19 protein-coding genes and 1 pseudogene are annotated in these 23,633 nt (G+C 36.0%); 12 read left to right on the top strand and 8 right to left on the bottom strand.

The window, feature by feature from the left end; all coding sequences use genetic code 11:
• Positions 1–1,729: 1,729 nt before the first annotated feature.
• Both ACHABU_RS08940 and ACHABU_RS08935 read right to left on the bottom strand, forming a co-directional pair.
• A pseudogene (locus ACHABU_RS08940) lies at positions 1,730–1,990 on the bottom strand (type II toxin-antitoxin system PemK/MazF family toxin); the annotation flags it as partial.
• A gap of 65 nt (positions 1,991–2,055) precedes the next feature.
• Entirely contained in the window at positions 2,056–2,328 is a 273-nt protein-coding gene (locus ACHABU_RS08935) for an AbrB/MazE/SpoVT family DNA-binding domain-containing protein (protein ID WP_435764491.1), read from the bottom strand.
• Positions 2,329–3,473: 1,145 nt separating this feature from the next.
• On the opposite strand from ACHABU_RS08935, the gene ACHABU_RS08930 reads away from it, so the two are divergent.
• The 6 genes from ACHABU_RS08930 to ACHABU_RS08905 all read left to right on the top strand — a co-directional run bounded on the left by ACHABU_RS08930 (position 3,474) and on the right by ACHABU_RS08905 (position 11,015).
• A complete protein-coding gene (locus tag ACHABU_RS08930) occupies positions 3,474–3,596 on the top strand; it encodes a hypothetical protein (protein WP_435764490.1) in 123 nt (40 codons plus the stop codon).
• 339 nt (positions 3,597–3,935) lie between these two features.
• The gene (locus ACHABU_RS08925; protein WP_435764489.1) at positions 3,936–4,175 is read left to right on the top strand and encodes a hypothetical protein; all 240 of its coding nucleotides are present in this window, start codon (positions 3,936–3,938) and stop codon (positions 4,173–4,175) included.
• Between the two features lie 200 nt (positions 4,176–4,375).
• Entirely contained in the window at positions 4,376–5,020 is a 645-nt protein-coding gene (locus ACHABU_RS08920) for a recombinase family protein (RefSeq protein ID WP_435764488.1), read from the top strand.
• Positions 5,013–6,605, top strand: coding sequence for a type I restriction-modification system subunit M (locus ACHABU_RS08915; RefSeq protein ID WP_435764487.1), 1,593 nt, complete (start codon positions 5,013–5,015; stop codon positions 6,603–6,605). Before ACHABU_RS08920 ends, ACHABU_RS08915 begins: the two co-directional genes overlap by 8 nt.
• Complete coding sequence (locus ACHABU_RS08910; protein WP_435764486.1) at positions 6,595–7,824, top strand: restriction endonuclease subunit S; 1,230 nt, start codon at positions 6,595–6,597, stop codon at positions 7,822–7,824. The genes ACHABU_RS08915 and ACHABU_RS08910 overlap by 11 nt, the downstream gene beginning before the upstream one ends.
• Before the next feature lie 29 nt (positions 7,825–7,853).
• Positions 7,854–11,015, top strand: coding sequence for a type I restriction endonuclease subunit R (locus ACHABU_RS08905; protein WP_435764485.1), 3,162 nt, complete (start codon positions 7,854–7,856; stop codon positions 11,013–11,015).
• Between the two features lie 378 nt (positions 11,016–11,393).
• Here the strand turns inward: ACHABU_RS08905 and ACHABU_RS08900 are convergent, their stop codons facing one another.
• Together ACHABU_RS08900 and ACHABU_RS08895 are read right to left on the bottom strand one after the other, a co-directional pair.
• Positions 11,394–11,543 carry a hypothetical protein gene (locus tag ACHABU_RS08900; protein WP_435764484.1) on the bottom strand — a complete coding sequence of 50 codons (150 nt, stop codon included), beginning with the start codon at positions 11,541–11,543 and terminating at the stop codon, positions 11,394–11,396.
• 95 nt (positions 11,544–11,638) lie between these two features.
• On the bottom strand, positions 11,639–11,788 hold the full coding sequence (locus ACHABU_RS08895) for a hypothetical protein (RefSeq protein ID WP_435764484.1): 150 nt from the start codon (positions 11,786–11,788) through the stop codon (positions 11,639–11,641).
• Between the two features lie 245 nt (positions 11,789–12,033).
• On the opposite strand from ACHABU_RS08895, the gene ACHABU_RS08890 reads away from it, so the two are divergent.
• Both ACHABU_RS08890 and ACHABU_RS08885 read left to right on the top strand, forming a co-directional pair.
• On the top strand, positions 12,034–13,083 hold the full coding sequence (locus ACHABU_RS08890) for a nucleoid-associated protein (protein WP_435764483.1): 1,050 nt from the start codon (positions 12,034–12,036) through the stop codon (positions 13,081–13,083).
• Positions 13,084–13,113: 30 nt separating this feature from the next.
• Complete coding sequence (locus ACHABU_RS08885) at positions 13,114–14,547, top strand: hypothetical protein (RefSeq protein WP_435764482.1); 1,434 nt, start codon at positions 13,114–13,116, stop codon at positions 14,545–14,547.
• A 1,045-nt stretch (positions 14,548–15,592) separates the two neighbouring features.
• Here ACHABU_RS08885 and ACHABU_RS08880 read toward each other — a convergent pair.
• Together ACHABU_RS08880 and ACHABU_RS08875 are read right to left on the bottom strand one after the other, a co-directional pair.
• A complete protein-coding gene (locus tag ACHABU_RS08880) occupies positions 15,593–15,988 on the bottom strand; it encodes a VOC family protein (protein WP_435764481.1) in 396 nt (131 codons plus the stop codon).
• A gap of 31 nt (positions 15,989–16,019) precedes the next feature.
• Complete coding sequence (locus tag ACHABU_RS08875) at positions 16,020–17,183, bottom strand: Gfo/Idh/MocA family protein (protein WP_435764565.1); 1,164 nt, start codon at positions 17,181–17,183, stop codon at positions 16,020–16,022.
• Between the two features lie 405 nt (positions 17,184–17,588).
• Here ACHABU_RS08875 and ACHABU_RS08870 point away from each other — a divergent pair, with 405 nt between their 5' ends.
• Positions 17,589–18,347: an IclR family transcriptional regulator gene (locus ACHABU_RS08870; RefSeq protein ID WP_435764480.1), complete on the top strand. Its 759-nt coding sequence runs from the start codon at positions 17,589–17,591 to the stop codon at positions 18,345–18,347.
• Between the two features lie 68 nt (positions 18,348–18,415).
• Here the strand turns inward: ACHABU_RS08870 and ACHABU_RS08865 are convergent, their stop codons facing one another.
• Positions 18,416–18,670 carry a GMC oxidoreductase gene (locus ACHABU_RS08865; protein WP_435764479.1) on the bottom strand — a complete coding sequence of 85 codons (255 nt, stop codon included), beginning with the start codon at positions 18,668–18,670 and terminating at the stop codon, positions 18,416–18,418.
• A gap of 303 nt (positions 18,671–18,973) precedes the next feature.
• A complete protein-coding gene (locus ACHABU_RS08860) occupies positions 18,974–19,543 on the bottom strand; it encodes a DUF4256 domain-containing protein (protein WP_435764478.1) in 570 nt (189 codons plus the stop codon).
• A 465-nt stretch (positions 19,544–20,008) separates the two neighbouring features.
• On the opposite strand from ACHABU_RS08860, the gene ACHABU_RS08855 reads away from it, so the two are divergent.
• The 3 genes from ACHABU_RS08855 to ACHABU_RS08845 are packed head-to-tail and all read left to right on the top strand — an operon-like array spanning position 20,009 to position 23,621.
• Positions 20,009–21,148, top strand: a complete 1,140-nt coding sequence (locus ACHABU_RS08855) for an ABC transporter ATP-binding protein (RefSeq protein WP_435764477.1) — start codon at positions 20,009–20,011, stop codon at positions 21,146–21,148.
• Positions 21,145–22,620, top strand: coding sequence for a CehA/McbA family metallohydrolase (locus tag ACHABU_RS08850; RefSeq protein WP_435764476.1), 1,476 nt, complete (start codon positions 21,145–21,147; stop codon positions 22,618–22,620). The genes ACHABU_RS08855 and ACHABU_RS08850 overlap by 4 nt, the downstream gene beginning before the upstream one ends.
• A gap of 20 nt (positions 22,621–22,640) precedes the next feature.
• Positions 22,641–23,621, top strand: coding sequence for an ABC transporter permease (locus ACHABU_RS08845; protein WP_435764475.1), 981 nt, complete (start codon positions 22,641–22,643; stop codon positions 23,619–23,621).
• Positions 23,622–23,633: the final 12 nt, after the last annotated feature.

Here is a 23,633-nt window from a genome sequence, read left to right as displayed (position 1 = left end):
AGATTATCAAAGGACAGTTTGATAATCATTCGGGCGTAAGCCTGAACATATACACACAGGTTTTCGCCATTTATTTACGCAGCGGGAGTACCGACATATATGTCGGTGCGGAAGCGGAGTGGTACTTGTACTTCGATAAATAGAAAACGACGAGGCGTTTTCGAATGAGCACCCTGCAACGAAGTGGAAGGGCAAGATTTATGGACGCGTGAGCGTTCATAAATCGCAGTAAGAAACCCGGTCAGCTATGCTGACTGACATGGAGCGAAGCGGAATGTCATACGGGGTTCTTATGCTCTTCCGTTGATACGTCCCGGGATGTCAGTCCATACAATTATACCGTCTAAAAACCATGGTGTGACAGGCGTGATACCACTTCGGTTCGAAATACGTCCCGACTAACCGACGTATTCCACCCCGATTTAAGCCCGCCATATCAACATTCGCCGAATTAGTCGGGTCCGATATTCCGAGTTGAGCGTATGACGAGTTAGTCGGGTCGAAATCCGGTGCGAAACTACAGATTGAGTTCCATGCCGATGCCACGGTGGCAATCGCGTCCGGCAAACCCGCACCGTTAAGCCAACTCGCAATGGCATCGCCTCGTCCCGGACGGAAAAGGCGTATGACGGTGGCAGAGGCACATTCCGGCACGATTTCCGCCCCGAAATGATGGAATCAGGGGCGGGTTTCGTGCGGAGATGCGGTGCGGGATTTCGCTCGGGAGAGCAGCCGTATCTCAATGAGAGAGAAAGGGGAGTTGTTCAAAAAAAGGGGTAGGGGGAGGTGTCAAAAAAGTGTTAGAGAAGCGGACCGAACGGGGAGCGGATCATCGAGAAAAGGTCTTCTCAGGAGAGTCACACGTCGTCAAACAGCGTGGACGGAGCAAGGCGCTTATATGTCAAAATAAAGGCTCTTGTACGCACGAATGTGCGAGTAGAAAAAGTCAGGAAAAAGCACCGCGCGATGGAAGGCTCCGCGCTGTTTGTAAGATGGTGTCTCAGGGATTTTCGAGTGGGAAGGAGGGAGCGGTTATACGAGCGCAGCGAGCGAATCAAGAAACACCACCGACCGACGCGGGACCCGCTTGAAAAGCACTGGCTGCCCTTGATTTAACAGCTTTTTGCGTGACTTCTGGGTGGGAAGCCCGGAGCGGTTATACGAGCGGGTCAAGAAGTACCACCGACGGGCGCGGGACCCGCGCAGAAGACGCGTGATGCTCTTGAAAAGTTATCAGGACAAGGGTTTAACGCTCTGGTTGTTCAAGTCGATATTCTTTTCTGTTGGCAAAAACAGAAGCCATAACCTTAATACAAGCTACTGGTTCTGTATTCTCAAGTTTATAATTTTCCGCCCCTCCCACTCACACACCGTGATGTATCTCGTGCGTAGATTCTTGCACATAATATCCGCATCTGATGCGACACGTCAGATGCATAACAAAATTTCGCGCCGTGTATCATATCGTATAAGTACAGCATGTAACATACGGTACGTTTGTTATCACTCATAATATGCGTATACTATATATCACCGCTTACATATATCATATGAGATAAGATGTATAGCTTTATTGCATATCATATACCACGGAGCAAGCTTTAAGGGTCTGCTGCAAGAAACCGTTCTGTGTCTTTTGTCAAAAAAACTGATAGCTTTTAGACTATCGGTTCGGGTGTTTGTTAATATCTGTGGAGTTGTCATGCATACGTTTCAATCGTTTGGTTCATCAATAGACAAAATAAGCATGCACCCGACTCAAACATTTTCTAACGATTTCTTGTGATGCTTTTCCTTTGAAATTTGCTGATCTGGAATGCCAGCCCGATGTTCTTATTTGGTCCGTAAGGATTACGGCATAGACCGGGAGATTGTCTGGTAATTCAACCTCAAATGGATAGCCTTTTTTCTCTTTCGTGATTGGGCAAACGGTGATGAACTTCCCTTTGTTGAATAGGCTGGGTGATAATACAATTGCCGGACGCATGCCTCTTTGTTCGTGTCAAGATTGCGGGCTGTAATTAATATAAATTAAATCTTCTTGCTCCAATGTCATTACCAAATTTCGTTCCCTTCTGACCTACCCCAATCAATTTCTTCGTGCTGGTTTTCTTTTGTGATTCCTGCCATTAATTCTTTTAAGGTCGGTTTTTTAGAAATCGGCTTTAATATAATGCATTTATTGTCTTCGCTGATCTCTAACTCTGTACCATTTACGATGTTATACTTTTTTGCTATTTTTTGGGGTATACGTACACCGATGCTATTTCCCCATTTTTGGGCAGTTGTTAACATGTGAGTCACTCCCTTATATTCCTTTGATTCCATTTTGACACGCCCTTCATTCGTTTGTATATACTATAATATACATAAAAATGAAAAAGGATACAGGCTTATTTTTTATATAATTCTTCGACAGAACCCCCCCACTTCAATTTTGTATAAGCCGAGACCCCAAAAAATAAGTGGGAGATGAATGTCAGTTGGTGGTAGTCGAACATATGTTGCACAGTATAATATATCTATGCAGATTGCTCTTTGAAAACTGAAGTATGAGGTTCTAGCAGGAATATCGTCTGCTAGGTAAAATCTTCAAACGTTCAGTTGTTTCCATGCATACCGAAGTTGCAAAAACCAAGCGAAAGTAGGGTGCTAGTCGAGTCCAACGTATAAGATATTTTGCTTTCACTGTAGGGGCTACGGGTAGAGCCTGCTCAAAAACTGATGGATACATCGCTGTTCGCGGGAATCTCCTACTTGTTGGAAATTAAGCGGTGAGTAGTTCAAAAACGATTCTAGGGATGCTCTTTGGAAGTTAAAACGGCATTGCGGGAGAGTCACAGAAGAATGGCTTGCGAGATTATTCTGCAGCTCAATCAAATTTCACACCCAAAAATACTCTGAATTCAGAGTAAGTTCCTTGGTTCCTCGTTTTTTCGAGTAAACTTTTATATGGGTAATGCATTTTATATATATTTATTTATATAGTCTTTCATTAAAAAAAGTAGGAACAGAGGGACATACATTGCGTGACCCCTTGATACGAAAGCATTTTTCTGTTCCTTTTTGCTGTGAAAATCCAGGGACCTTGGAGGGACATTTCGAGCAAAGCAGGAACAAGTTTGTAAATTCTACTTGCATGCATGCAATATGTGAAATTTGTGTGACAGTAATTAAAGCGCTTTCACCTAAAAAGATACTTGCATGCATGCAAAAATCCTCAAAAATAGGAACATTTTGAGCGAAAAAGGGACATTTTGACCCCTAAAAGGAACAAAGTAGGAACAAATTAAAACGTTTCCATATGAGGATGAGAATGAGCAAACGATGTTTTAGTAGCAGTCCCATTTTTTCTGTGACTAAGAGAACCATCTGTTTTTCGTCCATAAACAATTCCGGTCATATAAAATTCTGTGATGGGAAATATGAACGTCGAGGTTGTCTCTAAAATCAAAATCTACAGGGAGGATATCATGGAAAAAGTTAGAATGACAATAAAATATGCAACAGAGATTTATAATTTTGCAATGAAAATGTATAGGAAGGAGGGTAAAAAAGGAATTAATATTTCCGTTATTAAAAAATGGAGAATATAAAGTGGTCCATATGAGCAGATATCAATAAAAGCTCATGTGATTATGGACTATCCTGAGTTAAAAAAGTTATTGTATTTATATTTGGATCGTCAAATACGAAAACTCAAGGCTATTCAGATGTTACACACAGAGGTAAATTGAAGAGTGGATCAATTGTTTAAAAAGATTAGTTAAGGATTCTCAAGTATAATTGTGACAAAAAACGGAAATTCACCCACTATTTACTAATGTGGAGAACAGCAAAAGACGTTATTATAATTAATTCAAGGGATATTTCCTCCTCAAGAGAATAGACAAGCTAAATCAAACAACGAAGATAACAGGAAATGAGTGATGAATATGAATAATAATAATGTAGAAATTCCGTACTCCCTAATATTATTCTTGCTGGATATTAGGGAAGAACAAAGGAAAAAAAGTGTAATCATGCCTCTCCGCGATATTGTCAAAAAATATCTAGAGTCAGATAATTACGATGAAGAAGGAAGAAACTTTCTATTTGATGAGAATGGATCTTTTAATTCCAAAAATTATCTTGAAGCACAAAAAGAGCTATTTAAATATAGCAAATTTAATTGATCATACAACACTGAGGAATTGCAGGGTGATTTCACGCTTAATGTGGTGAAATCATCCTTTTGCATGTGTACGAGCCATACATAACACCGAAAGTGACAATTGTACTTTTAGAGTACAGTCTGGTTAAACAAATGAAAATGTAGTACTCTCAATATATAGGTTTGTTCAAACTGACTTGTTCAATGGATGGGGTGGAAAAGTTGATTATTGGATATGCCAGGGTTAGTTCAAAAAAACAAAACCTCGCTCGGCAGATAAAGGAACTTAAGGCATTTGGCTGTGACCGTATTATTAAAGAAAAAGAATCAGGTAAAAACTTTAAAGAACGTACAGCTTACAATGAACTGCGGTCTAAACTGCGATTTGGAGATGTATTGGTTGTTCATGATCTCAGCCGATTTGGAAGGAACAAGCAAGAAATCCGAGACGAATGGAAAGTATTAATGGATGAAGACATTGATATTGTTGTCCTGAATATGCCGATTCTTGATACCAGGAAGTATAGAGAACTGGAAGGTTTGGGGCAATTAGTTTCTGATTTGGTGTTAACTTTGCTCTCTTGGATGGTGGATGAAGAAAGAGAACGGATAAGGTTAGCACAAAAAGAAGGTATAGAGATTGCTAAGAAAGAGGGTAAGTTCCGGGGTGGTAAGAAGAAATATCATGTTGGTGCTACCGGAAAAGATAAGGTTATTTATGATAGAGTGGTAGAATTACTAGAAGAAAAAAATAGTGTGATGGACATACATCGAGAAGTGGGTATTTCAAGGAACACTATTTATGATATTAAAAGAAACATTGAAGGAATAGAAAATAATAGAAGGTTGAGGAAATACGATGTCTGAATTAAATTCAAAATTATTTAGTGCTGCCGATAGCTTACGCAGTAAAATGGATGCATCCGAATATAAAGATTACTTACTGGGGTTAATTTTCTACAAGTATTTATCGGATAATTTATTAGTAAAAGTAGTAGAGTTGGCAGATGAATCACCAGAAGAATATAACACACAAGAAAAACAAGCAGCATTATATCGAGATTTATTAGCAGATGAAGATGTGAAAGATGACTTAATTGAAACATTAGTCGATGCGTTAGGGCATCATATGGAGCCAGATTATTTATTTAATGTGTTGGCTGAGGATGCAAAACGAAATACGTTCCAATTAAATGATTTAAATAAAGCATTTATCAATTTATCAACGAGTTACGACCAATTTAGTGGCTTGTTCGATGATGTTGATTTAACTTCAAAAAAACTAGGGTCAGACGATCAGCAACGAAACATTACGATCTCTGAGGTCTTAAAGAAACTACATGAAATTAATGTGATTGGTCACGATGGTGACGTTATTGGTGATGCCTATGAGTTTTTAATCGGTGAATTTGCTTCAGAAGCTGGAAAAAAAGCTGGAGAATTCTATACACCAAGCAAAGTATCAGACATGATGGCGCAAATTGTTACGATTGATCAAGAGGATCGGAAATTGTTTAGTGTCTATGACCCGACAATGGGATCTGGCTCATTGATGCTTAATGTACGAAACTATCTTAATCACCCAGATAGCGTGAAATATCATGGTCAGGAACTAAACACAACTACATACAACTTAGCGAAGATGAACTTAATTTTGCATGGCGTTCGCAAAGAAGATATGCGTTTGCGTAATGGTGATACATTAAACAAAGATTGGCCGACAGATGAGCCTTATTTATTTGATTCTGTTTTAATGAATCCACCATATTCAGCAAATTGGTCATCTGACGCATCTTTCTTAGATGATTCACGTTTCAATCGATATGGCAAACTAGCACCGAAATCTAAAGCAGATTTTTCCTTTCTCCTCCATGGATTCTATCATTTGAAAGACTCTGGAGCAATGGCAATCGTTTTACCACATGGTGTATTATTCCGTGGTGCGGCAGAAGGCACAATTCGACAGAAGTTATTAGAAGATGGCAGCATTGATGCAGTAATTGGTATGCCAGCAAACTTGTTCTTTGGAACATCGATTCCTACAACTGTCATTATTTTAAAGAAAAATAGAAATAATCGAGATGTGTTCTTTATTGATGCGAGTAAGGAGTTTGCAAAAGAGAAAAACCAAAATAAGCTAACAACAGAAAATATAGATAAGATTGTTCAAACATATAAAAACCGAGAAGACGTTGAGAAGTATGCGCACTTAGCTTCTTTTGAAGAAATTCAAGAGAATGAGTTTAATTTAAACATACCGCGCTATGTTGATACGTTTGAAGAAGAAGAACCAGTTGATATGGCTGCGCTTGGGGCAACTATTCAAGACATTCATGAAGAAAAGGCCGAACTAGAGTCAAACTTGTATAAAACCATTTCTTCATTACAATTCGATAAAGAAAATGAAGAATGGATTAAAGGGGCATTAGAGGTGTTTAATCGTGGAAAATAAGCGAGTGCCAGAGATTAGATTTGATGGATTTAGTGGGGAATGGGAACAAATTAGATTAGAAAAATTAGCAGAATTCTCTAAGGGTAAAGGATATACTAAAAATGATTTAATTGATCAAGGACATCCAATTATTTTATATGGTAGATTGTACACTAAATATGAAACTGTAATTGATAGTATTGATACTTTTGCAACTAAAAAGGAAAATTCTGTCTTGAGTGTAGGTGGTGAAGTTATTGTTCCATCATCTGGTGAATCCTCAGAAGATATTGCTAGAGCATCAGTTGTAGCAGATTCTGGAATTATTCTAGCTGGAGATTTAAATATTATAAAACCTAAAGAGGATTTAGATTCACTGTTCTTGGCATTAACGATTTCGAATGGTAAGCGAAAAAAAGAATTAATGAAGAGAGCTCAAGGAAAATCAATTGTTCATATACACAATTCAGATTTAAAAGAAGCTAAAATACTTTTTCCAACAAAAATAGAACAAGAAAAAATCGGCAATTTCTTTAAAGAATTAGACGTTATAATTGCAATACAAGAGCAAGAACTAGACACCCTCAAACAAACAAAACAGGGATTCTTGCAAAAAATGTTTCCAAAAGAAGGAGAGTCTGTGCCAGAAATTCGTTTTCCGGGATTTAGTGGAGATTGGCAACAGCATTTGGTTGAAAATTTTTCAGAAGAGACGTTAGGAGGGGGAACACCAAAAACTTCAATTGAAGAATACTGGAATGGGGACATACCGTGGATTCAAAGTTCGGATTTACAAGAACATCAAGTCTCAAACGTAGTTGAAAAGAAAAAAATTACTGAAAATGGATTAAATAATTCAGCTACTAAATTAGTGCCAAAAAATTCAATTGCGATAGTTACAAGGGTTGGATTTGGTAAAGTTGCATTAATGAATTTTAATTATACGACAAGTCAAGATTTTCTCTCATTAGTTAATTTGAAAGTAAACGGCTGGTTTGGTGTTTATTCATTATATAATCGATTGCAAAAAGAATTAAATAATGTACAAGGAACATCGATAAAAGGTATTACAAAAAAGGAACTTTTGAAAATGAAAATTCTTATTCCAACAAATAACGAAGAACAAAGCAAAATAGGAAACTTCTTCAAACAACTAGACAACACAATTGCATTACATGAACAAGAACTAGAAACCCTAAAACAAACCAAAAATGCTTTTTTACAAAAAATGTTCGTATAATTAGTAGAAACGTAGAAAGGAGGAGAATCATGGCGATTTTATCTCTCAACAACGAAGCCGAAGTCGAACGCAGACTCATTGAAGTGCTAGGAGAAGGATATAATCAATGGAATTATCGTCCAGATCTAAAGTCAGAGACTGATTTATGGAATAATTTACGACAGATTATTACGCAAAATAACTTATCAGAAATCGGTGAACATCCGATTACAGATAAAGAATTCGATACGATTAAAACAGAACTTTTATTAAAAACAAAAATTCCCTTTGAAGCTGCGAAATGGCTTAAAGGGGAGAATGGCATTGCTCGTATTACGATTGAACGAGAAAATGTTGAATTGGGGCCGATGTCAGTCGTTTTGTACTCCAATCATGATATTGGCGGTGGAATTTCACGGTATGAAGTTGTCCATCAAATTGCTAAACAAAAAGCAACGGAGGAAGACCGGAATCGTCGTTTTGATGTAACACTTTTAATTAATGGCTTACCAATTGTTCAAATTGAATTAAAGCAAGCGAGTGCCAAAGATGGTGTGTTTCAAGCGTTTAATCAAGTTAAGAAATATGCAGAAGAAGGGATGTTTCGTGGGAATATCTTTTCTACGCTGCAACTTTTCGTTGTTTCTAATGAACAAACGACACGCTATTTTGCCAATGCTATGCCGAAAGATATGCATAAGAAATTTCTCTTTAGCTGGCGAACGACAGACAATCAAAAAATAGAGAATCTCTATGAATTTGTGAAACAAGCGTTAAATATTCCCGATGCGCACCGGTTAATTGCTGATTATACGATTGTGAGTGAAGACCAAGATAATAAAGTGTTAATGGTCTTAAAACCGTATCAAATCCATGCTATCCAAGCGTTATATAAATCTGCAAGTAAACATGAGTCCGGCTATATTTGGCACGCGACAGGTTCAGGTAAAACATTAACAAGTTTTGTTTCTACAAAGTTACTCGCTAAAAAACCGGGTGTAGACCGGACGATTATGCTCATTGACCGGAAAGACTTAGATAGCCAGACAACTTCCGAATTTACAAAATTTGCATCGGAATATAATACGGGAATTTCAACTGGCAATGCACGGTCAAATAGTTTAATTATCGGAACAGGGAGTGCGAGAGAATTAAGTGATACGTTGCTATCGGATGCGAATACCAATACAGTCATCATTACGACGCGTCAAAAGCTAGAATCTGCCATTAGATATGCAGAAAAGGTAGAAGAGAAGAAAGGTACACAACGTTTTAAAAAGTTACTTGGCCAACATATCGTCTTTATTGTTGATGAATGTCATCGTGCTTTAAGCGCCGAAGGAATGGAGGATATGAAAGGATTTTTCCCTAATTCCACCTGGTTTGGATTTACTGGAACACCGATATTTGAAGTCAATAAAAAGCAGGCGAAAGGGAACTTAGCACGGACAACACGTGACCAATATGGCGATGTCTTGCATACCTACACGATTAAAAATGCGCTAGAAGATGGTGCGGTGCTAGGCTTTCAAGTCGAACATGAAAATACAATTGAGCAAACATCCGTGGAAAATACTATTTTTGATCAACTGCGAGTACTTACCAAGTACGCAGATTATACAGATGAGGAAATAAATCGTTTGATTGACCAAATGGATGGAATTGAGCAAGAGACCTATCTTGATCCTGCTATTTATGAAAAGAAAGAGCATATTCAGCAGGTGCTTCGGAAGATTTTTAGGCCAGATAATGCCTACATGAAATTTAATTTTGAAAATGGTCGTCCGCAGAAGTCTGCCATTTTAACAACGAGTTCGATTAATATGGCAAAACGGTATTATCATGCGATAAAAGAGATGACGAAGGTTCCAGAATGGTTACAGAATGTGTTTGCTAATCAACCAATTCGAACAGGAAGAACAATGGAAGATCCAGATTTCCCGCGAATAGCGATTACATATTCTTTACAAGAAAACGATGAAAAGGCAGCAGCAAACCAAGATGAAATGAAGGAAATCATAAAAGAATACAACGATTATTACGATACTGCATGGTCACTCGAAAGTATCGATCGCTACAATGGTGATATTAATAATCGCTTGGCACGTAAGAGAGCAGAGTTTAAAGAGTTTGGAAAACAAGTGGATCTTGTTATTGTTGTTGAGCGTTTATTGACTGGTTTTGATGCACCGACTGTCCAGACTTTGTTTGTAGATCGTAATTTGGAATATGCCAATTTGATTCAAGCTTTTTCGCGAACGAACCGAACCTATCCTGGTAAAGAAAAGGGATTAATCGTGACTTTCCGAAAGCCACATACGATGGAATACAATGTCCAAGAGGCAACGAAAGTGTATTCTAATGAAGATGAAGCATCGACACTCATTTATCCAACGTATGAGGAATCAAAGAAACGTTTCAAAAAGGCGTATAAAAAGTTACAAAGCGTTGCACCAAATATTGAAGAAATCAACGAACATACACCAATTGAAACGCGAGTCGAATTTGTAAAAGCATTCCAAGAGTTAAATAATGCGTATGAAGCACTCGTCACATATAACGAATACAACGATGATGTGGAATCTTCCAAAGCGTTGCAAGGTCAAGTGAAGATTATCGAAGAATCTGTCGGTATCTATAACACGGTGAAGGGTTCATTAATCGAGGTAGATGATGGTGGTGAAGAAGAAGAAGTAGATTTCTCTGATATTGAATTTTACGGGGAAAATGCCGTTAAAATTTATGATGTGGACTCAAGTTATATTGACAAGTTACTAGAAACCTACTCAGCCAATAATAAGAATATTCGTGATGATATTGAGAACGCCTTACAAAAATTAGAGAAGAAAGAAATCGTTAAAGAAGTATACCGTGCGATTTTAAATGCGATTGATAATGAGGAAGTTGCTGCAGATGAGGATATTTTCATTGTCAAACGTGCTTACTTTACAGATGCACAAAATAAAGCGATTGTAGACTTTGCGAATACATGGTTTGTTGACAAAGAAGCACTGCATTTATCAAAGGTTCAATATCTCGTTGGGATGAATACAATACCAAATATTAGTGACATAATTAATAGCAGGGATTTTGAGCAGTATAAAGCTGTCAATCCTGATGCCAAGCCATTAAAATATGGACCAGAGATGAAACGACAGTGGAGAAAGATATTGGATGATGCAATTATTCCTTTGAGGGATGAGTTGAGATAACATGATCTTGAAATTAGGAAAGTTTGAATTTCAGCTTATTCCGGAAAGTGTATGGAAGAAGAGTATTAATGGTATTTTTGAATCCTAAAAACCTTTTATAGTTTTTTATAAATGAAGGGTTAATCATATAAGCAATTTAGGGGGGGAGGAATCCCCCCTTTTTTTCAATCATATAATATTTTTAGGTATTTATAACCCTTAGTTATAGATGCTCAGATGCAAATGTCAAAATCAAATATGATAGTATCTAGTCATTAGGAAATGGTGACTTTATAAAATAAAGTTACTTAGATTATTTTAATCTGCTATCAGTGATTTAAATCATTTGTTAGAACACGGTGAAAACGAACAGGGGGGCACCCTTGCGGGTACCGTTTCTTATTTTATAGCCTTCTGCACATCCTCAAGTTTAGATTCCAAGTTCATTACATATGTTTCAGTGCCTGAGGTTGAAGAGCTTATTGATTCTACTTCTTGATGAATTAATGTAAGTAAACCTATAATCTTATCTGCTTGTTCTTCAGTCAATTGTTACACCCCCTTTATTCTGCTATCAGTGATTTAAATCATTTGTTAGAACACGGTGAAAACGAACAGGGGGGCACCCTTGCGGGTACCGTTTCTTATTTTATAGCCTTCTGCACATCCTCAAGTTTAGATTCCAAGTTCATTACATATGTTTCAGTGCCTGAGGTTGAAGAGCTTATTGATTCTACTTCTTGATGAATTAATGTAAGTAAACCTATAATCTTATCTGCTTGTTCTTCAGTCAATTGTTACACCCCCTTTATTGATATAGACAAAGTTCGTTAAATAGAGAGGAAATTCCTTTATTTTTGAAAAAATACAGAGAGAAGAGATGTAACTCCCTAGATTTAAAATATTATAAGAAATTTCCGGTAATATATGCCCTTAGTTAATTGGTTAGGGATAAATTAATCTATATTTTATAAATTAGCAGGAGAATAGTCCCTATTTGTCGAAATAAAGATAAAAGACAACTAGGGGTGAGGTTTTTATGACTACCGCGATAGCGGGTATGACTATTAGAAGAATGGCAATTAACGCAATTAATTTAGAAGAATCGGATGCAAAAACATCCGGGGAATTGTTTCCAATAGAAAAGAGCAGTGAAATAATCGATGATTTCTTTAGAACTCATTTTCTGGAAACTAGGAATGGGAAGAATACTAAGAGTTGTAAATTTATAGATGAAGATGCAACAGTAAAAACTAAAATAGAGAGATTTGCCGAGAATCGTACTGACGATAGTTTGTTAAAGCTTTCAGAGGAATTGACTGAAAATTTATTTAAAATAATGAAGAACTCATCTTCCACTAGTAATGGAACTTTCTTCGTCTTCGAAGTTTATACTGGTGAAGAAGAATGTATTTTTCTAATTAAGTTAGATCCTAAGCATGGTGTTCAAGTTGATTATGAAGATTTAACTGTAAAAGTGCTAGAAAATATTTTGCCAGATTCAAATGACCGAGTACATAAGTGTGCGATCATAAGATATAATAAAAAAGATAACATAGATACAGATTTATTTGTGATGGATAAGCAACAGAAAGAAGGAGAGCCAGCTAGATTTTTCATTGAAACATTTCTTCAAGCTGAAGAAATTTTAAATGATAAAATAATTACTAGAACAGTAATTAAAGAAGCTAAGGATAAAATAACTAGTTTGCTTCCGGATGTTGACAAAAACTTGATTTATAATTCAATTGATAAGGTTTTTTCAAATGGGGCTCATATTGAATTAGATAAAGCCATAAATAATGTTTTAAAAGATCATGTCCCTGAAGACCAACCCGATAGAGAACTTTATATAAATAATAATGCAAATGATTTTGTGACTGACTATCTAACCAAATACCGTGATCATCAGACATCCTTTACAGTTGAAAGAAAAGATAATGTCATAGTCTATAAAGGTGATAAAGATCAATTATATTTTCGTTTCAATAAAGGAATAACATCCATGATAGGCTTTAGCAAGGATAATGGTGGTAATGATGTTATTACAATTGATAAAAGCTTGAACTTCGCCAGAACTTTGAAATAAAATTCAGATTGAAAGGGGGTATTACTTGAAATGGGAGTAGAAAAAGTATTAAATGAATATAAAGAATTTCAGGTAATACTCTTTAATCTAGATAGTAAATGGGAAATTAATGAAAGCCTGAGTTTAATTGATATCAGAACCGAAGATAAAATATCTATACAAGTTTTAAAGAAATTGAATAATTTGGTAGGCAATTTTGAGATATATTGCAATCCGTTTACCGATGATTGTAAAGAGATTATAGAGGATTTAGAAAGAAAATTTATAAAAATAGAAGAAATAGAATCGATTTCAATTCAGTTAGACAAAAGGACTGATTTAGGTAATTTAGATTATTACTTTTTTGATGAAGAATGCGCTCTAAAATCTATTCAGAACGTAAATAGTACAAATAAAAATCAAAAATTAATTATTGGAATACCTGAAATAGATTTCATTGAAACTGGAACCATACTATTTGTACCTCTAAATAAAAAAGTAAATTTAGATAGCGTAGGAAAAATATCCATTGACGAAATCACTCAGGAGAACATTAGATTCTATTTGTCAAATAATAAGAGAGATAAACACAATTTTTATTTCAATCCATACTCCTTCATAATAAGTGAATACGAAGAAAGTAATACAAATAACTTCATTAATCTAATTAAGCAATTCTTTTATCTTACAATGCTTGATTGTCTTGCTGATAAAAAAGAACAGAGTAATTTTGTGATTAGAGGAGAAAAAAGTATTTCAATCTTAAGAAACATGGATTTTACTACTAGCAATTATAATTCATTTGTAGACATATTTAACTTTTTAATCTCTGCTAAGAGATTCACTGAAAAATATATAATTATCAAAAAGGTGTTTTCTATATATATTGCCGATGAAGAAAATATTTCTTCTATGGATGTGAAGTTGTCTAATATTTGGAAGACAATAACTCACTATTATAATCATTATATAGAAGATAGTTTAGAAGATTTTTTCGAGACAAAAGATAAACTTTTAAAAGAAGCAATGAACGCTTCAAAGGTAATATATGAGCAGACTGATAAACTCTATACTACTATAATTGCATCTTTGCTATCTTTAATAATAGTATTTGTAACCACTTTATATAGATCAATGAGTAATCTAACAATAACCTATTTTAGTTCTTTATTATTATTGTTTATGGCTTTTTCCATCGTATATTATGTATTAATGAATAATTCAGCGAAACAAAGATTTGCAATAACAAAGGAGCAATTCTTATATTTTTTAAATGAAGTTTCTTTAATGGAAGAACAGGAAATTAAGAATTTAAAGAAGACATATTTAGATAGACCATTCAAAGTATTAACTGATACTTTAAATATGCTAAAAAAAGTATTAATTTCTCTAAATGTATTAATTTTTATATCTCTTATAATTTTTATTGTAATTAAGTATAAAGTAATAAATAGCTTCTGGAATTTTATAGTTAATTTTTTGTAGTTAGTAAGGATCCATACATAGAGCAACTCTTGAGGATACGGACAACCATTACTCAACCATTATTAGGCTGTCATCACCGGTGAAGCATAAGCATGTTACTGGGGAATAAGATTAAAACCAGGGTGTTATACCTTGTGGCAGTAAATGTTTTCTTTGAGAAGTTGTTTTAAAAGCAGCAACAAAGGTTAGCAACACAAGTAAGTAGACACTCTAATTCTTATAATAAATTGAGCAGAAACCTAAAAAACAAGAAATCAAATAGGTTTCCTGTATATAGCCTGCCAGCGTGTTTTTTAAAATATCTTTTTGAATACCCCTTGAATACCCTTTGCGAAGAATCGGTTAAAATCCCATGAAACCTAAAAGGGCAAAACGTTGATTTAAAGCGGTTCACCAATTTCCATATAATGGAAAATAAGCCCGCCTTTGAAAGAAGGTATAAAGTATTATGTTAGGTGAAATTGCAGCAAATGATCAAGACGTCTGCAGAAGTTTATTCAATTGATACTCTTTGACGAAGCCCATAATCTGTTTAAACAAAGCCAGTATTTATTCTTATATTCGGTAGTTATTGTATCAATGTGTAGGCAAAAATAGACAAGATTTTAAGGGGGCCACATAAAGAATAGGATAAAGATAATTGTTCATGTTTTGTTCATGTTTATGTTTAATATTGGCCTTTTTCATATTTAGCGAGAACAAAAAAACATTGATTTAATAGGGTTTTTAGAGTTTATTTGTTCATGTTTACATAGTTAATATATGGGCGGCATGATGTAATAACCGCCTAAAACCCTTGATATTAAAGGGTTTTTGAATCGGTTATTAGCAAAATGCTAACTTTTTGCTAACTTCCATTTTTTTGATACGCTATATAATAAACTTTTAGAGAAGGCCTTTCGTAAGTTCACTGAACTTTTAAGAGGTCTTTTCTTCAATGTTTTTAATCATATATGCGTAGATGTTCATCGGCGTCATTCTCTGATAAATTTCTGTCCTCCCAAATGTAAGATCTATACTTAGAGTATTAAGTCCCTTAATATCTTTATTCACTTCTCATATGCAATGAATCTGGATGCATCTCCATAAACTCAATCCAATTCCCATCGGGATCTAATACCCAGAATTGGTAGTTCAAAGCCGTCCCTTGAGAAATTTCTACTTCTAGAGGGACACCTTTTTTCTTTATTTGCTCCGCAGTTTCTTGGATATCATCTACCTCGAAGCAGATATGTTCCGCTCTGTCTTTAACACCTTCAGTACCTCCGTAAAATAATTCAATGAAACATCCGTCTACCACTTTCACATAAACAATCCAAGGTTCACCACTTGGTTGATTCAATTCAAACGCTTTCTTAAAACCAAGCTTATTGCAATAAAAATCTAATGAGCGTTCCATATCTACTACATGAAATGCTTTGTGATTAATCCCTTTAATCATATTCAAGTCCCACCTAACTCCATTTAGTATATTAATGTGTCCCTTTGACGTCTAATGTATTGTTCGTTACATGCTTTTTCTCAAATGTAGAAGTGCTGATTTTTTCTTGTAATTTTTCATAAAAATAATCTGGATTGACTGGCAATTCTACTGTTTGATTTAACCATGATGATAAGTAAATAGCATTAGAAATTTCTAACGCCCGTACTCCCTCTTCACCTGGTGCAAGTAAAGGTGAACCTGTAATAATTGAATTAATCCAATTTTGAAATATATCAGCATGATTCGCATTTTCACTTTTTACAGGAATATCTATCTTTCTGTATTCAGGTTTACCGAACCCACCTTTATACAATCTATTAAATTCACGTTCTGATTGTGTTAATTCATAAAAAGTAAGTTCTTCATTTTCAACAACGATTTTCCCAAGATCTCCAACCACTTCAAAACGATTCGTACCTGGTACTTCTCCTGTTGAAGTAATAAATATACCTGTCGCCCCATTTTCATATTCCACATATGCTGTTACATCATCTTCAACTTCCATATCATGATACTTCCCAAAACTGCTCACTGCATTAATTCGTTTTGGCATATACCCTGTCACCCACTGCCAAATATCTAACTGGTGAAGTGCTTGATTTAATAAAACACCGCCACCCTCACCTTTCCATGTCGCTCTCCATTTACTCGAATCATAATAACTTTGTGAACGATAATTATCAGTGACAATCCAGTTTGTCCGTTTAATATCACCAATTTTTCCTGAATGAATAAGACTCCGTAATTTTTGGTATAGAGGATTTGCCCTTTGGTTATACATGATACCGAACACTTTTCCACAAGATTCAGCTGCTTCATTCATTTCTAACACATTTTTTGCATAAACTCCTGCTGGTTTTTCAATAAGAACATGTATCCCTTTAGAAAAGGCTTTGACTGCTATTTCTGGATGACTGTAATGAGGTGTTGCAATAACGACAGCATCTATTCCTGAGTCCGTTAAAAAGGTCTCTTCGTCCCGGAAAATTTGTACATCTCCTGTTGTATGATCTTTCACCCAGTCGATTCGACTTTCATTACGACTACAAATTGCTGTTAACTTAGCCCCTTCAATTTCTCCTTTATCTAGCATTTGAACATGCCGACTTCCCATATTTCCTATTCCGATGACACCGACTTTAATTAAATTAATATAGATCACTCCTCCCATTATAGCTATGCACTACGTATTTAAAAATGCGATATAACATTTATAGAACATTTGAGTAATCTTTTAAAAATAGCTTTTAATATTTATTTCTATATAGCGAAAACTCCATAATAAAATCGTTATGATTTATAGAGGGTAATAGTTACTTGAAAATCGGGATCACCATTAACCCTTAATAACCGCAATGCGATACATGTGTATCATTTTATGGTTAAATAAAGTATAATAATATATATAATCACTGTCAATCAAATTGTTTTATCGCTAAATAATAATAAGTTATGATTGAAATAAAATAGTACAAACTTTAAAATAGATATTTATGTTTAATTTCACAATTTCAGATATACATGAATGGGTATTAATAAAGAGAAGGGGTACATACTTTTGAGCAACGTTAAACTAAATTCAAATAAAACGACTAATATTCAAGTAATTTCTCGTGCTGCCAAAATTTTAAGAACGCTTAGAAACCATCCAAAAGGATTAAGCCTGTCGCAGATTGCAAAAGAAGTGGACTTAGCACGATCGACCGTTCAAAGAATTGTTAATACTTTAGAACAGGAAAATTTTGTCGCACAAGCTTCAGCTAAAGGAGGTATCCGTCTTGGACCTGAGATTACGATGCTTGCTACCGCTGTCCACAGTGATTTAAGAGGAAAAATTAGACCATATTTAATACAACTATCTAATCAAATAAATGAAACAGTTGATCTCTCTGTTTTAGATAATGGAAAGGTACTGTTTGTGGATCAAATTATTGCTGCACATCCATTACAGGCGACTTCTCAACCTGGTGCATCTTTTCCATTACATTGCACGGCAAATGGAAAGGCCATACTCGCCTCTTTACCATTAAATGAAGTTGAGAAGCTGCTTCCTGAGCAATTAACACGGTTCAATGATAAAACGATTACGAATCGTGATGAATTGTTAAAGGAATTAGAAGTGATTCGTAAAGAAGGGGTGGCTTTTGCCCGGGAAGAGCATATTACTGGAATCTGTGCGGTAGGCGCAGTTGTTTATGATAGATTAGGAAATTTAAGTGCTGTTTCCATACCACTACCTTCTACTCGGTTTTATGGTAATGAAGAAAAGCTAGCAACAGCTATTCTCGAAACTTGTCAAAACATTAACCAACACTAACTATGACATGTAAATCTAGTTTTTAGCTAAAAGACCCTCTCGTTTTACTTGAGAGGGTCTAACTGATGTTATGATGACTGGCGAACAATATGATCTGCAAGTCGAATGGCCAAAGCAACGTTAGAAATGACCGGACCTGCTGCTGTTAGGGTAGGAAGGGCACTGTTATCAGCAACATATAAACCTTGGACACCATGTATTTGACCGTGGCGATTGGTTGCTGATGTTGCTGGATCTTCTCCCATTCTGCATGTACAGGACTCATGCATGTCTGCACCTGGTGGACGAACTACCAAAGTGGACTCATCAAGGGTTACTCTCATAGCAGCTGCTGACTTTCTAATCCCCTGTGCAACCTGGTCGAATGCTATCGTTCTTCATTTAAAACGCTTGCATGTAGGATATAACGAGGAAGAAATCCGCAGCTTTCTACCTCGATTTGTTCGGACATTTCATCTACATGAAGCTCAAGAGTTGATTAATTAAATATATATTGTTATATAATGCTCCTATGTGTATTACATTACATTGGAGCATTACGCTTGTTAAAAAAGTGGCCAATCGTTGAAGAATGAAATTAAATCCTAGTCCATTGTCGAATTCAAACGTAGCTATCTGTGCAAAGTTTAAACCCTTAACGAGCCACGGAACCCTCTGACACCATAGTAAGAGGACGCACCATTGTGATACAGGAAGACTTGACCGTAGCGATAATCGCAAAAAAGAGCTCCACCAAGGTCTCTAATATTAGACGGTGTTTGCACCCAACTCGATGTTTTCATATCAAAGTTTTCAAGCTCCTGCAACGCCAGGTATTGTTCTTCCGTTAAAAGCTCAATCCCCATGTTGGTTGCCATATCAATCGCATTATTTTCTGGTTTATGTTTTTTCCTTGACGCAAGCCCTGCAAGGTCATAACAAACACTTCTCCGACCTTTAGGACTTTCCGTTGAACAATCATAAAAAATGTATTCGTCCTCATTTTCATCATAATCCACAACATCCGGCTCACCGCCAGTTCTTTCCATTTCATGGAGTGACCAAAGTTTTTCAGGATTAGCATCTAGCTTTGCTTCGACTTTAGCCCAAACAAGAGCTTCGTGACGATGCATGTTTTTCTCAAAACGGGCTTTCAATGTTCCTAGTAATTCCGCGCGTTGTTCTGGTGATAATTCCTTTTTAATACTGTTTGTCACGTCCGTTTCCCCCTCAAATTTTAATAGAATTCGTCTAAACAATAGTGTGAATTCAGTTTACAGTAAAATAGATAATTAAGTAAATTCATACCTCCACAATCTGGCTGTTTCCGGAAGACTTCACATGAGTGGATCATGCAGCCAAATAAAGAATTCCAGAAAATATCCCCTCATCTATCTGGTGGATGTGTGCAATAAGTCTCCTTTTTAATCTCTAATACTCATCCTATGTTTACATAGTCAAAATTTTATCTTTTAAAAATTGCCAGCATCTTTACAAAACTTTCACGTTTAATTAATATCTGTTTAATGATTGTTTCGTATAATAAAATTGTAAACAAATATAAAGCAAACACAATCGGTGTCTGAAGTGGACTTTTAGTCAAATAAAACCGATTATATTCACTGATTTGAATGAATAATGTTTGTTTACTATTCAAAAGCAAAAATGTGGAGGAGATATGGTTGGCAAGAATCGAGCTAAAGCACTTATATAAGGACTATATGGAATCTGTTCATGCGGTAACTGATTTTGATTTGCAAATTGAAGATGAGGAATTTATCGTGCTTGTCGGTCCATCAGGATGTGGGAAATCAACAACATTAAGAATGATTGCTGGGTTAGAGGATATATCCTCAGGAAAAGTTGTGATTGATGGCAAACTTCAAAATAACCTACATCCAAAAGATCGAGATATTGCCATGGTATTTCAAAATTATGCACTTTATCCTCATATGAATGTGTATGACAATATTGCGTTTGGATTGAAAATGAGGAAGACCTCTAAAGCAGAAATTGATGAGCGAGTTAGAAAAGCAGCAAGCATTCTTGATATTGACAACCTGCTAGAACGAAAGCCAAAGGAATTATCTGGTGGTCAACGCCAACGAGTAGCTCTTGGACGAGCCATTGTCAGAGAAGCAAAAGTGTTTTTAATGGATGAACCGTTATCGAATTTAGATGCTAAGCTTAGATTCCAAACACGGGCAGAAATCACTAAATTACATCGCAGGTTAAAAACAACAACGATTTATGTAACGCATGACCAGACAGAGGCAATGTCAATGGCGACAAGAATCGTCGTTATGAAGGATGGAATTATTCAACAAATAGGAACACCAAAGGAAATTTATTTAAAACCAACGAACATTTTCGTAGGCAAATTTATTGGATCTCCTGCGATGAACTTTATTGATATGAAAATTAATGAGCGAGGAATTTCATTAGGTGAATTAAACGTGGATCTACCACCTGCTTTAAGAAATGCCTTGTTAGCTGAACAAAGTAAAGAGTTGGTTGTCGGCATTCGCCCAGAGGATGTTCAATTGTTAGATGAAGCAGAGAGCAACCATAACACCTTCCACTTAACATCGCAGATTGATATGGCAGAGCTTATGGGTGCTGAGACGCTACTGTACTTTACCTTGAATAATCAAACCCTCATCTCGAAGTTAAATACAATGGATGACTTTGAAAGTGGACAACTCATTCAATTTAGTATTGATGTAGATAAGATTCATTTCTTTGATAAAGAAACAGGTTTAAGAAAAGTGATTGAAGATGTAGCAATCGAAGAACAGAACATGGAAACAATAACAGCATGAAGATAGCATTATTTTATCAAGGTTTTACCGTCAATCAAACGGCACATCAATCCCATCTCGTGTACAGAGTTTATGTACCTAGAAATATAAAGGCGGTTGAAATCCATTTTGGCTATCATCCAATCTTGGAAAATAATAAAGATTCTATTCGAGGGGCTGTTCGACGGGAAGGGCTTGATGAGTCTATCGTGCAGGATGATACGGAGTTGAGAAATTTATTAACGATGTCTGTGAATGATCCCAATAAATACCGTGGTAGTCATCATTTTTTCTGTCAGGAACAAGTGATAGAAATTGGATCCGACGCAGCAACAGAAGGATTTTGGGCTGGAGAAATTCAGGAGGGTTACTGGGAGTTTATCGTAAACTGTCATGGTGTGTTTTCAAAAGAGGTGCACGGACAGGTGGAAGTGTTTGGTGTATCAAACGCTAAAGATGATAAGGAAATTCCTTTATCCCCGTTAGAAGAAATAGAATTGGTTCAAATGAAGAAGCAACGTCAATCTGATAGGGAACAGAATTATCAAGTAAAGAAAGTTGAGTTGCATGCACATACGGTACATAGTGATGCCACTCAAACGACGGAACAGCTATTGGAGCAAGCGGAGAAAGAGCATATCGATTGGTTAGCAATTACAGACCATAATACAACGAGTGCATTAAGAGAAGCTGAGGAAATGCAAAGCGTAGAGAAGCGGGTCAACCTATTACATGGCATCGAATACACAACGTATGATGGACATTTTCTCGTGCATGGCGATTTGGAAGCTATCACGTATGATTGGACAGAAATCTCTAAGACTAGCATTCCGAATTTCTTAAGAAAACTGAAAGAAAAAGATGTCTACCTTACCATTGCACATCCTTTTGATACAGGAAATCCTTTTTGTACCGGATGTAGATGGGAATATGTGCTGGATAACCTAGCATTTGTTGATGCCATTGAAGTATGGAATGGAACGAATCCACATCAGTCTATCTCAAATGTTGATGCCTATTATAAGTGGACGGAACTACTTGCGCAAGGTTATGAGATTGCTGCTTCTAGTGGAAGAGATTGGCATCAACTTTATCCGAATGAGGAAATTGCATACACATATGTATTGCTCCCAGAAGAGACGGCGGCAGAAAAAGACGTATTAGCTGCTTTATCGCTCGGTAGAACCTATTGCTCGATTCGACCTCAAATCGATTTTAAATTAAATGACTTTTATCTTTTAGGTGATCGAATCGAAGTAAAGACAGATGAACTAAAGATTTCATTACGTATTACGGACCTTCTAATGGGTGATGAGATTCGTATCTACTCGGATCGAAGCCTGCTTTATCAAGAGCGAGTGACAACGAATCGCTATTGGCAGAAAGTACTCCAACTGCAAAACGAAAGGTACACGTTATTACGATTAGAAATTAATAACAAAAGACATGAAAGAATTGCGTTTACAAATCCAATTTATATCGATTGTTATTAAGGAAAAGGAATGAAAGCATATTGGAAAATCTAGTCGTTCATAATGGCATATTGAAGACAAGGCAAGAACTGGAATTACATTATAATCCTGTAAAAGATAGCTTTTGGACACGGATAACAAAACATAAAGTATTCTATATCATGCTTTTCCCATGTCTGCTCTTCTTTTTAATATTTTCATATTGGCCTATGGGTGGATTGGTATTAGCGTTTAAAGAATACGGGTTTAATACAGGGATCTTTGGTGGGGATTGGGTAGGACTGCAATATTTCGAGAAATTCTTCTCCGATCCTAGAAGTAGCTTGTATATCAATAACACAATCATTATTAGTATTTTAAAGCTATTTATTGCTTTGCCTTTTCCGATTCTATTAGCACTGATGTTTAATGAAGTACAAAGCAATAAATTACGGGGAACATTCCAAAGTATCTCTTATCTCCCATACTTTATTTCTTGGGTAGTCGTTGTAGGATTAATGAACCAACTGTTGGCACCAAATACGGGATTGATCAATCAAATGATCGAGGCATTTGGCGGTGATGGGAGTACATTTTTCATGATGGAAGAAGGATTGTTCTTTCCCTTAGCATTTATCAGTTATGTATGGAAGGGAATCGGTTGGGATTCGATCATTTACTATGCTGCAATCGTAGCAATTGCGCCCACATTATATGAAGCGGCATCGATTGATGGTGCAGGGAAAATACGACAAGTATGGCATGTTACGCTCCCAGGAATCGCAGCAACTATCATTATCTTATTTATTTTATCGTTAGGTGATATTTTATCATCGGGATTTGACCAAGTCTATTTAATGCAAAACCCGGGGAATGCGGATGTGTCAGAAACAATTGATACATATATCGTTCGGACTGGATTGCAGGGCGGACAATTTGGATATGCAACCGCAATTGGCTTGATGCAAGGAATTGCGGGGCTGATTTTAACCATTATAGTAAACAAGATTACAAGTAAAAAATTCGGAACATCATTATGGTAAATGGAGGAATTA

The organism is Oceanobacillus sp. CF4.6, from assembly GCF_051262635.1.
Taxonomy (GTDB): Bacteria; Bacillota; Bacilli; order Bacillales; family Amphibacillaceae; genus Oceanobacillus.
Note: the sequence above shows the minus strand (reverse complement) of the source record. Positions and strands in the feature narration are given on the sequence as shown.

Coding starts and splice junctions, on each gene's coding strand:
- ACHABU_RS08935 (WP_435764491.1), bottom strand. CDS start 2,328: ATGGAATCAAAGGAATATAAGGGAGTGACTCACATGTTAACAACTGCC.
- ACHABU_RS08930 (WP_435764490.1), top strand. CDS start 3,474: ATGGAAAAAGTTAGAATGACAATAAAATATGCAACAGAGATTTATAAT.
- ACHABU_RS08925 (WP_435764489.1), top strand. CDS start 3,936: ATGAATAATAATAATGTAGAAATTCCGTACTCCCTAATATTATTCTTG.
- ACHABU_RS08915 (WP_435764487.1), top strand. CDS start 5,013: ATGTCTGAATTAAATTCAAAATTATTTAGTGCTGCCGATAGCTTACGC.
- ACHABU_RS08905 (WP_435764485.1), top strand. CDS start 7,854: ATGGCGATTTTATCTCTCAACAACGAAGCCGAAGTCGAACGCAGACTC.
- ACHABU_RS08890 (WP_435764483.1), top strand. CDS start 12,034: ATGACTACCGCGATAGCGGGTATGACTATTAGAAGAATGGCAATTAAC.
- ACHABU_RS08885 (WP_435764482.1), top strand. CDS start 13,114: ATGGGAGTAGAAAAAGTATTAAATGAATATAAAGAATTTCAGGTAATA.
- ACHABU_RS08880 (WP_435764481.1), bottom strand. CDS start 15,988: ATGATTAAAGGGATTAATCACAAAGCATTTCATGTAGTAGATATGGAA.
- ACHABU_RS08865 (WP_435764479.1), bottom strand. CDS start 18,670: ATGAGAGTAACCCTTGATGAGTCCACTTTGGTAGTTCGTCCACCAGGT.
- ACHABU_RS08850 (WP_435764476.1), top strand. CDS start 21,145: ATGAAGATAGCATTATTTTATCAAGGTTTTACCGTCAATCAAACGGCA.